At 61.0% G+C, this 14,392-nt stretch carries 11 protein-coding genes and 1 tRNA gene; 8 read left to right on the forward strand and 4 right to left on the reverse strand.

The genetic code is table 11. The annotated features are described in order from the left end of the window. Nucleotides 1-83 precede the first annotated feature (83 nt). From ACZ41G_RS07695 to bcp, 4 genes are all read left to right on the forward strand, one after another. Complete coding sequence (locus ACZ41G_RS07695; protein WP_464145174.1) at nt 84-980, forward strand: DUF4194 domain-containing protein; 897 nt, start codon at nt 84-86, stop codon at nt 978-980. Continuing rightward, entirely contained in the window at nt 980-4,588 is a 3,609-nt protein-coding gene (locus tag ACZ41G_RS07700; RefSeq protein ID WP_464145176.1) for an ATP-binding protein, read from the forward strand. The genes ACZ41G_RS07695 and ACZ41G_RS07700 overlap by 1 nt, the downstream gene beginning before the upstream one ends. Nucleotides 4,589-4,629: 41 nt before the next feature. After that, nucleotides 4,630-5,781: a Wadjet anti-phage system protein JetD domain-containing protein gene (locus ACZ41G_RS07705; protein ID WP_464146274.1), complete on the forward strand. Its 1,152-nt coding sequence runs from the start codon at nt 4,630-4,632 to the stop codon at nt 5,779-5,781. A gap of 63 nt (nt 5,782-5,844) precedes the next feature. After that, nucleotides 5,845-6,360, forward strand: a complete 516-nt coding sequence (gene bcp / locus ACZ41G_RS07710) for a thioredoxin-dependent thiol peroxidase (RefSeq protein WP_464145177.1) — start codon at nt 5,845-5,847, stop codon at nt 6,358-6,360. 108 nt (nt 6,361-6,468) lie between these two features. On the opposite strand, the gene ACZ41G_RS07715 is transcribed toward bcp, so the two are convergent. Next, nucleotides 6,469-7,095, reverse strand: a complete 627-nt coding sequence (locus ACZ41G_RS07715; protein ID WP_015451164.1) for a DUF5701 family protein — start codon at nt 7,093-7,095, stop codon at nt 6,469-6,471. 137 nt (nt 7,096-7,232) lie between these two features. Between ACZ41G_RS07715 and ACZ41G_RS07720 the strand changes: the two genes are divergently transcribed. After that, nucleotides 7,233-7,317 (forward strand) — tRNA-Ser (locus ACZ41G_RS07720). A 406-nt stretch (nt 7,318-7,723) separates the two neighbouring features. Beyond that, on the forward strand, nt 7,724-8,134 hold the full coding sequence (locus tag ACZ41G_RS07725) for an RDD family protein (RefSeq protein WP_029576984.1): 411 nt from the start codon (nt 7,724-7,726) through the stop codon (nt 8,132-8,134). A 42-nt stretch (nt 8,135-8,176) separates the two neighbouring features. Here ACZ41G_RS07725 and ACZ41G_RS07730 read toward each other — a convergent pair whose 3' ends face one another. After that, nucleotides 8,177-8,482, reverse strand: coding sequence for a hypothetical protein (locus ACZ41G_RS07730; RefSeq protein WP_464145179.1), 306 nt, complete (start codon nt 8,480-8,482; stop codon nt 8,177-8,179). Nucleotides 8,483-8,677: 195 nt separating this feature from the next. Next, nucleotides 8,678-10,624 carry a DUF6541 family protein gene (locus ACZ41G_RS07735; RefSeq protein WP_464145180.1) on the reverse strand — a complete coding sequence of 649 codons (1,947 nt, stop codon included), beginning with the start codon at nt 10,622-10,624 and terminating at the stop codon, nt 8,678-8,680. A 374-nt stretch (nt 10,625-10,998) separates the two neighbouring features. On the opposite strand from ACZ41G_RS07735, the gene ACZ41G_RS07740 reads away from it, so the two are divergent. Further along, entirely contained in the window at nt 10,999-12,420 is a 1,422-nt protein-coding gene (locus ACZ41G_RS07740; RefSeq protein WP_464145182.1) for an ABC transporter permease, read from the forward strand. Further along, nucleotides 12,417-13,505 carry an ATP-binding cassette domain-containing protein gene (locus tag ACZ41G_RS07745; RefSeq protein WP_464145183.1) on the forward strand — a complete coding sequence of 363 codons (1,089 nt, stop codon included), beginning with the start codon at nt 12,417-12,419 and terminating at the stop codon, nt 13,503-13,505. Before ACZ41G_RS07740 ends, ACZ41G_RS07745 begins: the two co-directional genes overlap by 4 nt. Nucleotides 13,506-13,650: 145 nt before the next feature. Here ACZ41G_RS07745 and ACZ41G_RS07750 read toward each other — a convergent pair whose 3' ends face one another. After that, on the reverse strand, nt 13,651-14,376 hold the full coding sequence (locus ACZ41G_RS07750; RefSeq protein WP_015451170.1) for an HD domain-containing protein: 726 nt from the start codon (nt 14,374-14,376) through the stop codon (nt 13,651-13,653). Between the last annotated feature and the right edge of the window lie 16 nt (nt 14,377-14,392).

The following is a 14,392-nucleotide window of genomic DNA, read 5'->3' on the forward strand; positions in this document are numbered from 1 at the left end:
GACGGGCGAGGGCATAGGCCGGATCAGCGCGAACGGCATGTACGCGAATCCGGCGACACGGAACTTGTGGAAAGGGCGGGACGATGACCGACGAACTTGATGACATGATGGCCGCCATGGGCACTGCTCGCATGGACGGCGACGCCGATGCCATGGTGGATGCCCATGAAGACGGCTCCGGCGAGACCGGCGGTGTGTCGAATGCCGGTGGGGACACTGACACCATAGGAGATATCGACCCTGCGGACAATCCACATGCGCTGTTCCCCGGGGACACAAGCACGATGGATGCCGAAGCACGCGCGGTCGCCATCGCGCTGAAACGTGACCGGTTCATCACCGGTGACGCGTATGAGACGGCATTGGACCATGTGGACGAGGTACGCCGCTCACTCAACGACGATCTGCTTGAACTGGTTGATGTTCCGCGGTACCAAGTGATGTACGCCAGACCGGTCACAGCGGACGGATTGGGACAGCGATCCTTGAAAACCCGGGCGTCGCTGACGCGCGAGGAGGCGGCGATGCTGGCTCTGCTGCGCATTCGCGTGCTCGGCTATGAGAGCTCGCGCGAATCGTCCAAAGACTGGATCATCAGCACGGACGACATCCGCGCCGCGCTGACCACAGGCGCCGGCTGGCTTGCCGCACGCAATGACGAAGAAGGCGTGATGAAACGCATCGGCATCGCGATTTCACGGTGCGTGACCTACGGATATCTCGCCCCCGTTGAAGACACCGATGACATGTACCGCATCACGCCGCTGGTCCCTGCCGTGCTCACCACCGAGCTTGCCGAACAGTGGCTGGGCGAAAGCGAGAACAGCACCGCTGGCAGTGCGGACGACCCCGAAGAAGACGTCCAGATAACCGTGAATACCGATATGTCTGATATTGCCGACGCGACATACACGAATACCGCTGACGGTTTGAATGCCGGCGCTACTGCCGCCCAAACCGGCGAAGAAACGAGGTTGTGATGACCGACGAAGCGCTGATGGCCGATCACTGGATGCTTGCCAGCCGCCAACTGGTCAATTGGGGGTCCTACGAGGGCTACCACGTGTTCCGCCCGTCCATGGACCCGGACATGCCGATCACCTTGCTCGCGGGTGCCAGCGAATCCGGCAAATCCACGCTGGTGGACGCGCAGAATTCCCTGCTCTACCCTGCTGGCACGGCGTTCAACAAGGCCTCGAATTCCGGGCGTTCCGAACGCAGCGACTACACGTATCTGCGTGGCATGACCGCCGTGGCAGATGACGCGGAGGGCGGCACGGCCGTCTATCTGCGCGGTTCGGCCGAGGACGGCACGCCGAGTGCGGTGTGGGGCGCGATTGTGGACACCTATGTCAACCGTATGGGCGGCGAGATGCTCTCATGCGCGAAGTTCCTGTACCTGTCCCCCGGCGACGAGCGCGGCAGCGTACGGCGCCAATACGTGTCCTGGAACCATGAAATCGACCCGCGAAAGATGGACGGCTACCGGTCCTCACCATTCACCGCCGACCAATTGCGCAAGGTGTATCCGGGGTGCGCGGTGTATTCGAACGCGGAAAACTTCCATGAATCCGTGTGGACACGCATGGGATTGAAAGCCGCCGCATGCCGGTTGCTGTACAAAATCCAGTCGGCGGATGCGCCTTCGCGGCTTGACGATATTTTCAAGCAGGGTGTGCTCGATGTCCCGAACGCCCTGACCAAGGCGCGCGAGGCGGTTGAGGATTACGACCGGTATGCCGAGAACTTCCGCAGTATGGAAGAAAACACCCGACAGATGGACGCCTTGCGTGAAATCCGCGACGAACACGCCGAATACGATAAAGCGGCCAGGCAGGCGCGCGATCTGCAGGTCACCGATCCGCAAGATGACGCCGGATTGACCACCTTGCGCTCGTGGGTGTTCTCCCGGTTGGCGTCCGCGGTACGCGACCAGCTGCCGCAAGATCGCCGCGAGCTGGAGAGGCAGCAGGAGCAATGTCGCAAAGCCGATACGACAGTCGAAAACGTGCAGCGCGAACTCGGCGAAGTCACCGAGATGATGCACGGCGCCGGCGGCGACACCCTGACCCATCTGGAAAACGAGCATGAGCAGGCGTTGCAGGAGCTGGAACGGATGCGTCATACCGTCGGACGCATCCGACAGGCGTTCGCTCGGGCGGACGAACCGATGCCCCGATCCGAGGCATCGTGGGAACAGCGCCGGCAGGAAGCCCAGGATTTCATTGAGGACGCGAACGTGCAACGCGATGAGCTCCAGCGACAGCGGGACGCTTGCGTGGTCCGCCGCAAAGGCATCACCGACCGTCTTGACCCGATCAAGCGCGATTTCGAACGGCAAAGCCGCAAGCGCACCCGTATCACGCAAGACATGGAAGACGACCGCGCGGCGATCGCGCAGGCGACCGGGCTGAGCGAGCGCGATCTTCCCTATGTCGCCGAGCTGATGGACGTGCGCAAAGACGAAGAGCGGTGGCGTACCGCGATGAATGTGGCTTATGGTCCTATTGCGCAGATCATTTTGGTCGACCGCCGTTACGAGCGGGGATTCGCCCGAAAAGTCAGCACCATCGACCCGTCAACCATGTTCCGCCGCACTTGGCAGTTCATTGATATCGACGATATCGACTATGAAAGCGGCACCCAGGAACACGGGGAGGACGGCGAGCGCGACGACCGACTGTCCGGAAAACTGCGGTTCCGCGAGGATTCTCCATTCTTGGGATGGCTGCGCGAGCAAACCACATCCCGGCGGCTTGACGCGCTGTGCGTCGAACATATCGACGACGCCGACGCCGCCCGGCAAATCCAACCGGATGGGCAGATCAAAGCCGGTCAGCGTGGTTCGTATGGCACCAAAGGCATCAACCAGGTCATCGGTTTCGCCGACGAAGCGTACCTGCGCGGGCTCAAACAGCAAATCGACCGCCTGTCCGAACAGCTCAGGCAGTGCGAGTTGGATGGGGAGGACATCAAGCGCCAGCAAAGCCATCTGGACGAACTGCGTACCTTGTCATCGCAAATCGCCGATCTTTCTTGGACAGAAGTCGACGAAGCCGGCACCGAAGCGAATGTGGAACGCCTTGAGCGCGACATCGACACGCTACGCAACGACCCGAAACTCGCCCAGCTCGCCGAGCGACGCGACCAACTCCAGCACGCGCTGCGGGACGCGTTGGACTCGCAGGCGAACACCCGGTTCGCCGCCGCCAACACGCAGCAGGCCGTCGGCGCCGCCGAAGCGTGGCTGACTGAACGCGCGGGGCAAATCGCCGACACCGCGGAACAGCCGACGCTACCGGATACCGTCACCGAACTGCTGTCCACCGCGTACAGCGCGGCGACCGGTTCTGTGGCCGGCGAACTGGCCCATATGACTGTTCTGCCAGGACAACCCGGAATCCGCCGATTCGACGAGCGGGTGCTCGGCATGGTAGGCAATGCGATCACCAAGCGCATCAGCGAGGCGGCCACTCAAGTCAACAAGGCGCGGGCATCCGTCGAACGGCGCATGTCCGACTATCTTGCCCGCTGGGCCGCCGATGACACGACCGTCACCCCCACGGTGGACGACTACCGGTATTACGAGGACGAGTTGGGAGACCTGTCCAAAATCGTGGCGAAGGCGGCTACCCCTGAGGAAATCGCCAACAGCGTGGACAAGATGCAACGCGACTTCAATGAGCTGAGTATGAGCCTCGAGAATGACCAGCGCGAAGTGCGTGAACAGCTCGACCGTATCAACTCCATGCTGCGCGACCAACAGTTCGGGCCACGCCATGGCAGTCTCACCCTCGACGTCGCTATCAGGCAACGCAGCACGGCCTTCAACGGCACGTTACGCCGGACCATCGAGCGGCTCAACAGCTGGCAGGCAGAGCAGCCATCCGGCGGCGCTTCCAACAGCCGCACCGCGAAACGGGCGTTCGACAGCTGCAAACCGATGGTCGAGCTGCTGCGTAGCGAGCTGGGCAAAGTGCGTGATACCGCGGGAATTCGCCAGTATGGCGCCCGCGATCTCGATTCTCGCGCCCGCAGCTCCTTCTACGCGGTCGTCCACCACGATGGCGGCCCCGACGAACGCATTTCCTCGACCGGTGGCAAATCCGGTGGGGCGTTGCAGGAGCTCACGTCCTTCGTGTACGGGGCTGCGCTCATCTACCTGTTGGGCGGCGATATCAGCGGGCACCCCACCTACACCACGCTGTTCCTTGACGAAGCGCTCATCAAGGCGGACGGCCGGTACACGCAGCGCGCACTTGCGGTGCTGCCACGGCTGGGATTCCAAGTCATCGTATCCGCGCCGGAAAGCAAAACCGGCGAAATCCTTGAGATGGCGACGCGCGGCTATGTGGTGCTGAAAGACGAACGGCTTCATTCACATCTGCAGGAACTCGATCTGGTCGGCGCGCACGCGGACGGCGGACCATTCGAGCAGCGCAATCCGTCAGCTGGCAAATCGTCGACAGGCACGGCGGCTTCCAGCATTCCGGCTGATGCGGGGAACACCAACGATATCGTGGAAGCCAGCGATGTCACAAACAGCGGCGATTTCACAGCCTCAAGCAGCGGAAAGCCACAGTCATGACCGGTATACGCACACGCGGCGTGAACGCCCGAACAGCGCCCATGGAAATCCGCGATGCCGTCACGAGATATCTACAGCGGCGTCGATATGATGCCGAACCGCGATGGCCGTTGGTTTTCTCTGTGAGGTGGCCGGACCAGCGCACGCTGACCGCTCAAGCGCCCGACTGGCATAGGGCCAACAATGCGTTGCGCGAATGGGCGCAATGTCAAGGTTGCCCGGTTACGAACAAGCACCGGCTGACGGTCACGCCGGTGGAGTTGATCGACACGGTTACGGTTGCGGATGAGCAGACCGCGTTGCGTATCGCGGACCGGGCGAGCGCCCGGCACTACCGCAAGGCGCGCCAGAGCATCGACCTGTTGGTCGACGAGTGCTCGATTCCTCGCGACACCGCGGCATCCGTGGCGAAAATGCTGGACGACGAATCGGATGTGGATGTCACACTGGTGATTCGCGCCGCGCAGTTCTTCGGTACGCACGATGCGACCGGGTTGACTCCACGGCAAGTCCCGCTCGTCGGGTTCAGCGCGAAATGGCTTGATCAGACGCATCGCCGCAACGTCATCTGCACTTTGTGCGGCAAGGATTCGCTGGGATTGTCTGACCGCCCGCCGGAGTTGCGTATGCGCTGGCTTGACCCGGCCTACTCGAACGAACCGGAAACGATGATCACCAGGCCGTGGCGGCCCGGTGGCGATCGCGATATCTGCTATGTCATCATCGTGGAGAATAAGGATACCTACCAATCCATGCCCGACATCGCGCACGGATTGTGCGTTTGGGGAGCCGGTAAGGCGATTTTGGCATCAATCGCGCTGCTACTGCCGTGGCTTACCACCGCAAGACCGGACGACGGGGATGATTCCAGTCCGCAGGTCGTCTATTGGGGCGATATGGACGCCGACGGCTTGGAAATCCTCGACGCCGTACGGCACACCGGGGTACGTTGCAAATCGCTGTTCATGGATTTAGAAGCCTACCAGAGCTACTCATGGTTCGGTACCAATCTCACCTCAACCAGCACACCGCTCACTTCGCGCGAGCCCAAGGCGACGCCCACACTTGACTTTGGCGAGCGTGAGCTCTATCTGCTCACATGTGGCGAGGCCGTCGGGCAATCCGGCGAATCCGGTTTTGTCCGACGGCCCAACCCATCTGCGCGTCGAGCAGGAGCGAATCCCGCTCATTGACGCGGCCGATGCGCTCCGCTCGCTTGGATGGCCGATCACCGCCAATAATGACAAGGAGACACAATGACAGACAACGCACACCCGACACCAGTACGGCTCGAAGCCGGGCAGACGGCCCCGGATTTCACGCTTCCCAGCGACACGGGCGATACCGTCACCCTGTCCGCACTGCGGGGCAAGAACATCGTCCTGTATTTCTATCCTGCGGCAATGACCCCAGGATGCACGACGGAAGCCTGCGATTTTCGCGACAATCTTGCGCGCCTGTCGGCACTCGGTTTTACCGTGCTCGGCGTGTCGAAGGATCCGCTCGACAAGCTTGCGCGATTCCGGAAGCGCGACCATCTGACGTTCCCGTTGCTGTCGGATCCTGATCTGACTGTGCATCGTCTCTACGGCGCATACGGCGAGAAGAATCTGTACGGCAAAGTGCGTCTGGGCGTAATCCGTTCGACCTTCGTGATTGACGGCGATGGCATCATCCGCGTTGCGAAATACAATGTGCGGGCGAAGGGACATGTCGATGCGTTGTTACGGACGCTCGACAAACTCGATGATCAGGAGTGGATGCGACAGTAGAGCGGGCTGGTCGGGAACCAGTCGCGGGCTGATTACGGGCGCGCAATGCCCGGTAATCACGTCCAATGACTACGCCCAGCAGCCATGACTAGTGAGCACGCCCAATAATCACGCCCAGTGGAAGAGCGAAACCCCGCAGCGCGAACGGCAGTAGGCGTTTCCCAACCATGTGTGCCGCGAATTCGGCCACACGGCTCCCAGCCTTGGAGCGTTCTGGCTCATCCAAATGCTGGGCGCGCGACCGTCGGCACTGCGCGAACCGAGCAGGTTGAACCCGTTTTTCTCCACCAGCCAGTCCGGATGCTGGGTGGCGATGGCGAGCCCCTCCTCAAGTGTGAGCGGCAGACGCTCATCGGAATCGATAAGTTTGCGCGCGACATCCGGTTCGCGGTTGATATACGCGGTGCCCGTGTGTGGGTCGATGACCAGGTAGAACGGACCTTCCGGCGGTTCGAAACCGTCTTGCGGCAGGAAACTGGCGATATCGCGCGGCGGCATCGTTGTGAAACCGGCCATGCGGTTGATGCTGGTTCGTGCGATCAGGGATTCCGGCGACACCAACTCGCGCGTAGGCACGAGCAGGATATTCGCACCGAGATCGCTGTCTTCGAGCGCGCTGATGAGCGGGCGGGCAAGCGCGCGGAATGCCTCCGCGCTCATATCGGCCACATCAGGGTAGCCGAGCGCGACAATACGGTCGAGCTGCTTAAGTGCTTCCTGTGATGCGATGGACATACCTCTAAGTGTAGGACATCCACGTGAGGGGCGGCGCATCGTGCGCGACACACCCACGCGGGTTTGCATGTCCGATAGTTCGTGGTACTCTATTCGAGTTGCCCGGTTACGCGCGTAGGCGCGTTTCCACAAGCAATGGAGGATTCGCCTAGTGGTCTATGGCGCACGCTTGGAAAGCGTGTTGGTGTAACAGCCTCACGAGTTCGAATCTCGTATCCTCCGCGCAGGTACCCCGGAAGCCAAGCATCGCAAGGCATCCGGGGTTTTTCATAACATGCGAAATGGGCGCTAGATATGGGGCTATCGGCCAATTCGTACACCCACGGCAAGTCTCTCGGCACGGGCATAATCCCAAACCTTCTGCCGACACTGACAGGCACCTCAGCGTCGGCAGAAGCAGAAAACAGACCGTCTGTCGATACCCACCATCAGCACACCATCGGCAGAAGCAGAGAGCAACCGCCCGTCACCGGCACCCGGCACGGGCACAATCCGCTCGCCCCGCTAACCCCGCGTTTCAGTCCGCGCGCCGCCGCTCCAACCGCTACACTTGGCAATACGACCTCACAGTACGGCCGGTAAGCCCTTGCAATACCTCTTGCCCGGCCGTCGACGGAAAGGAACAACGATGTTCACCCTCTGGCTGCGCCGAGCCGCGGCGTATATCCTTCGCATCGTACTGCCAGCATCGTTGCTCTCGCAGCTCATCGGCACCCTGCTGTTCGGCAAATCCTCACCGGGCGGAGCCGCTGAAACCTGGATCGGCTGCGCCAGTCTGCTTGTTGCCGGCGTCATCTCCGCCTTATCCACACGCAACGGGCAATCATGGGCGCACCAGCTTCTGCGTCTGCAAGTGCTCGACCAGGAATCCGGCGCCCCGATATCAGCCCTGAGAATGGGATTGCGAGAACTGGCGCATCTCGCTGATTTCGCGTCGTTGTGCATCGGCTTCCTTTGGCCGCTGTTGGACAGTCAACGGCAAACCTTCGCCGACAAAATCGTCAGCACCGTTGTCGTCAGCGTTGATCGACCACAATGACGTTCTGCCTTCCCAGCACCCCCGCTGCTGCGGTTTGAGCCGTCACTCAGTTTGAATCTGTTCGGCCTTGCCCGCATTGTCATCTTGCTTGGTGTTCTTTTTGGCGTTGCCAGTTATCATCATGGCGATGTTGAGCAGCATCAGCACACAAATGAACGCCATGAGGACCCACTCGCCTCTTGGAATCATCGATACAAGGAGGATCAGCAGGAAGATAATGTTGACAAGCGCAAAATTGATGTCATCAAACGCCTTTTTCGTGTTCTTGTTCTTTGCCATCATCGCCTCTTTCCATCGATTCGTTCGGATTTCACGATTTCGAATGTCCACGAAACCGAGCTGTATCATGCATCAGGCAGCATGACGTAACATCAATCTATCATCATGCAAATGTTTGCAAGAGTAGACGCGCCGCTGTAAGAGGAGATTTCAGGCTTCGCTCGCGATCTTGCGTACGATGCATGATAACGATGGCATCCGCGCGCTTACAGCATGGCCACCTGCCGCTGAAAGTCACACCGGCGCACGATTTCTCCGCCAACATCAGCCGCGCACGACGCCGCATCCGAAGCGGTAGAGCGCCCAGCCATGCCCGTATTGGCCAAGATCACGCACTTTGACGAGCGTGCCGTGGCGCTCATATTGCGCAATCAGCCCTTCGTCGTGGAACGGGTCGAACTGCTGGCGGAACGTGAACATTTGCAGGCTCGGTGCCTGAGGACCCATCGTCAGGAAATATGTGGGAGTGTCGCCGCCACCCAGCGGGCACACGGTATTGAGCAGCCGCGCGTCATCCCCCGAGGCGAAGGACAGCTCGGTCTGCTCGAAAATCGCGCCGTTTTTCTCTTTCATCGGATTGTAAATCGGGTACAGCATGTTGGCCCCGTACAGGCTTACTGCGTACATCGAGCCGTTCAGCGGATCAGATATGACGACCGCGCGCGTACCGGTCACCTTCACAACCTCGCCGAGTGCTCGATACTTGCTGGATGTCAACTGTTCGTCCGGCCGCTCATCGGTCAGTTGCACGTTGTGATACACCGATTGCGACAACGCCGCCCGTTCCGTATTGCCGAACTGGCAGGTGACGGCGAGCGCCGCCAGCACGACCACAACGATGCTCTGCCGGGCGGTACGCGTTAGTCGGATGTCGCCGCGCACACGGCCACCGCTACGCACACGGCCACCGCCCTTCCACGGCATCGGGACCGACACCGATCCGTCACCGCCCGCCACCGCACATGCGGTGAAGACCAGCAGCGGAATCACGCCGAACGGAATCATGCTCAGTGGCCGGGTCTCCGCCCGGTACCAGGCAGCGGCGACGATATTCGGGAACCACCCGGTCAGCGAGGTCGAGCAGACGAACAGCAACATGAGCAGCAGCCATGCGACGACCAGAGCAATCGCATCCCTACGGGTGTTGCGGTATCCGCTTTCACCGGGATGAGCAGCGTTGGAATCAGCACGCTTGAACACTTGCTGCGGCCGTGCGATCACGTAGCCGATGACAACCAGCGCAAGCACGGTCACGCCCGCCATCAACCACCCGCCCGGGCCGGAGATATTGTCCGTAATGAAGGTGCGCAACGCTTGAGGCACCGTGCGCGATGGCACGAAGGTGTGGAACCATGCCGCCGGATTGCCGTACCGGTTGGATTGATAGGAGCCGCGCATATATACGAGCAGCGCCGCAGCCCCGCATACAACCGCGCCGGCGAGCCCCGCGATGACTTTCCACGGCATGCGCAGCACGATGAACGGCGCCATGAGCAGCAGCCAGGAGAAGACGATGCGCGGATGGGCGAATATGCACAGCCCGCCGAGGGCGATGAATCCGAGAATCCACGGCCATACGAGCGCCCGCGCCTGCGCCTGCTTCATCGCGGGAGCGATTTCGGACGCGGTTTCAGGAGCGGTTGCCGGTGCGGCGGCCTGCGTCCCCCGCCCAGTCTTGTCATCCGCCGCGGCTCCCGCCTTGTGCCGCCGCCAACGGTCGGTCAGGGCGTCACACAAACGCAACGTGACGTACAGCCAATACGGCAGAAGCGAAGTCGCCAGTCCGTAGGCATACAGCGGCCCGCGAGCGAGCATCAGGAACGGGTGGCTCGCCGAGGAGACGGACAACACCGGCACGATGATCGCCATCGCGCAGGAGAACGGCCGCCACCCCTGTGAATCCACCAAACGTGTCCAGTATGTGGACAACAGCAGTACGCCGGCCGGCCACACGACGCCCGAAGTCACCAGCCATACAATGTTCACCGCTGTGTAAATCGGCATCTTCGCGCCGAACACCGACGCCAGGTTCACCAACCCGGCTGCCAGCATGTGGAACAGCGGCGGATAATACGCGTCATTCGGCCACAAGTGCGTCGCCGAGCCGAGCCCCTCCCCCAGAATGCGGCGGACGAAATAATAATGCGCCGGAGCGTCAATCTGCTGCAACGGATACTGCCAAATCATCGACGTGTGCGGGAACCACCCCATCACCACGCCAAACGCAATACCCACCCCGATCACTGAGCACAAGGGCACCATCCAACGAGCACATCTCACCCGCCCATTCTATCCGAACTTACGTGTGGCACGAATTCACCGCTTATCAACGAGGCAGCCCCGAAATCAGCCAAAATCAGCCAAAATCAGCCACGTATGGGACACGTACAGGAATGAAAACGCTGCGCATTTACGATTTTCCCAGCATTTCGCAAGTACAATGCCAGTGTCGTGCAAGACTACACGAACGTAGACTAGCAATAGTGTTGGTATGGGATCATTGCCCCGCCGACCGGAGCGTCCCGGCCAACGCCACCATGTACGCACCCGGCGGTCAGCACCGCCAGAGACTGGAGAAGTACCGCATGTTCGTTCTCAAGAACGCATGGGCAGCGCTCACACGCCATAAGTGGCGTTCGTTGCTCACCATCATCACCGCCCTGATTGTCACTTTCGGAACGATGTTTTCCACTGCGGTCATCCAGGCAAGCGACACCGCGTACGGCTCCGGCTATGACGCTCAAAAGCCCACCTTCGATCTGAAGCTTAAGCAATCCGTACAGTCCAAGTACAACGGCGCCGACTCCAGCTGGACCAAGAACTACCTGTCGTGGACGCAATATTCCACGTACGCCAGCGCCGCGCAAAGTGCCAGCATCAGCTTCACCTACACCTTCACCGAATCCGTGCCGGTCAGGCAGACGTCGAAGTTCAAGGCTGTTGCAGGCACCGCCGACCAGGACGCCAGCAAGACCGGCGGCGAGTTCACGTTGCGCACCTTCTACAGCAAGGAGGCCGCAGCCGCCAATGCACAAGGCGCCTTTACCATCGTCAAGGGCAAGAACCTGTCCTATTCCACATCCAGCACGGATTCGACGTCAGCGCTGATCTCCGAAACCGTCGCCAAGAAGAACAATCTCAAGGTCGGCGACACCTTCACCATCGCCAGCCCCACCGACGCGAAGACCACCGTCAAACTCAAGGTCGCCGGCATCTACCGGTACAAGGACGGACAGACAGCCGCCTCCACGAAACTGGCAAAAGACAACCGCGACAACGCGATTTTCGTCGGTTATTACGCGTTCGCCATCAACAACTTCGACACGACCACCGGCAAAGGATGGGCGGTTCCGGATCTCCAGGTCACCTTTACGCTTGACAGCATGAGCGCGTACAAGAAGTTCGTCGCGCTGGTCAAGAAGGCGAAGCTGCCGACCGGCTACGAAATCGTTTCCACTTCGCTTGAGGCCTACACCGAAAGCATCAAGCCGCTGGGCAAGTTGGCGGAACGCCTGCGTATCGCCCGGATTGTGCTGCTGATTGTCGGCGGGCTGCTGCTCATTGCGCTGGTTGTGCTCGGTCTGGTGCACCGCCGCGGCGAAATCGCGACCGCCATGCTGGTCGGCGTCACCAAGGCGCGCATTGCATGGCAGTTCATGCTCGAAGTCCTGTTCCCCACGGTATTTGGCTTCGCGATTGGCACACTGGCCGGCGGATTCGGCACCAAGCCGCTCGCCCATCAGCTTGCCGGTGGCTATGACGTGACGATGTCCGCGAGCCTTGTGTGGCAGACCATTGCCTACGGCCTGCTCGCTTGTCTGGTGCTGTCGTTCATCGCCATGTTCCGGGTGGTCGCCGTGCGCAGGATTTCGCTGTTCGCACCGCGTGACAGCGGCGATTACGCCAACGTCAGCGATGCCGAAAGCGCCGGAGATGCAGGAGACACGGGAGACGTCGAAGACGCGCCGACGACGCAAGCCGAGCAGACCAAGGAGGAATCCAAGTGAGCGAAAACAACGAGCCGACCAAGGCCGACCAGATCGAACAGCTGGACGAATCCACGGAATCCGTGCAGTTCAGCGTCGTTATTGACGACACCGCGGATGACGCCGATCTCGATACCGTAGGTACCGACACAGCCGCCACGGCTGACGAAGCCGGCAATGCAGCCGAAGCCGACGAGCAAGCTACGAATGCAGACACGAATGCGCAAGCCGAAAACGCAAACGCCGACACCGCCGAAAACGCCAGCAAGGCGACACCCGATGCAACCGCAGCCGCCCCGCACACCCGCAGCGCCCGGACGGTGGCGCACGCCGACACCGCGACCCGCGCATCATCCCACATCGACAGGGAACTGCGCCACCGCCGCCACATCACACTGAAGGCATACCCGTCGTTCGCATTCAACAACGTCATCCTAAGCAACCGCAAAACCGGCCGTGACGTGCTCGACAACATCAGCATGGACTGCTATATCGGCCGCACCTACGCGATCATGGTCGACCCCGATGACGCTGAGCAGCGCGCAGGATTCATGGCCGTCGCCTCAGGCATGGTGTTCCCGACCAGCGGCAGGGTCATGCTGAAAAGCAGCGATCTCGCCTCCTTCGACCCGGCTGAAGCGCGCGCACACCGTCTAGGCGTGGTGCCGCAACGCTATGCGATTCGCGACGATCTGGACGCCATCGCCAACCTCGTGTACACGATGGATGCATCCGGCCGCAACTTCCTGCAGCCCAAGCCCGATATTGCGCGTGATTTGCTGGACCAGACCGGTTTCGGCGATGGCAGCGACCTTGCCGTCGAGAACTATGAAGCGCTCGTACACACGCCTGCAGGCAAGCTTCGGGAGATTGACCGCAGGCGTCTGGCCATCGCGCGTGCCATCTGCTGCGAGGCAGAGGTCCTGCTGCTCGACGAGCCGACGGGCGGTCTCGACGAGGAAGACTCCGCGACCATCCTCAACCTGCTCAACAAGCTCGCCCACCCGAATCGGCGGACCGCAGATTCCGGACGTTGCGTCATCATCGTCACCGACAACGATGACGTGGCCGACGCCTGCGACGAGGCGTTCACACTGTACGACTGACGGAAATCGGCACAGCCGAACAAACGCTAGCGCCGATGAGCGATAGAACAATGGCCTGCACCTGCGAAAGTGGGGATGCAGGCCATTGTCAAACCGTGCCCAGGTTGTCTAAGCAAGAGCGTAGCAACCCGGAACCAAGCTAAGCTCATACCACGCGCTGGTGGAACTGCTCGGCGAGCGCTGGAATGTCCGGCTCGCCGTACTTGTCGACCAAGTCGAGCCATGCTCGGCGGTTCTCCTCGCCGAAACGGGCCGCCTTGTTCGCGTAAGATTGCGCGGTGAGGAACTTCGGAGGCACGGATTTGCTGTTGTATTTATCAGCGACCATGACCACCTCCTGCTCGAGGTTCACGGGCACATAGTCCGCCGGCGGCAACGGCAGACCCTGCCGGATTACCTCGTCTTTCGTGAGCCCCACGCCGGTATGGTTGCGAGCGAACTGGGCGATGGACTCGTCCACGCCTTCATCCAGCAGGTACTGGTAGCCAAGCAGGCCGTGCTCGATGTAGTGCGGCCCGTCGAATTTCAGGGGCTCGCCGTCGGACCCGTCGTGCTTGAGCACACGGTACGTGCCGATGTCGTGCAACAGTCCGCCAATCACCACAAGGTTCTCATCCAGCAGTCTCGGCGGGATTTCGCCGCCGGTGATGCCGTCGGATGCGGCGGCCTGCGATGGGTCAGGACGCCCGGAATCATCTTTCGGCAGGGTGCAGCGCCGCACGAACAGCGCATTCTGGTGCCGAACGATTTCGCGGGCGATGGTCGCCACGATGACGCAATGCGTGTGTATCAGATCATATGCCGCCTGCGATGGCGCGATTTTCCTGTGCAGCTCATCGACTTGGGCCAGTGTCGGAACATATCCACTCATACCATCCATTGTAAGG

The organism is Bifidobacterium porcinum, assembly GCF_055378475.1.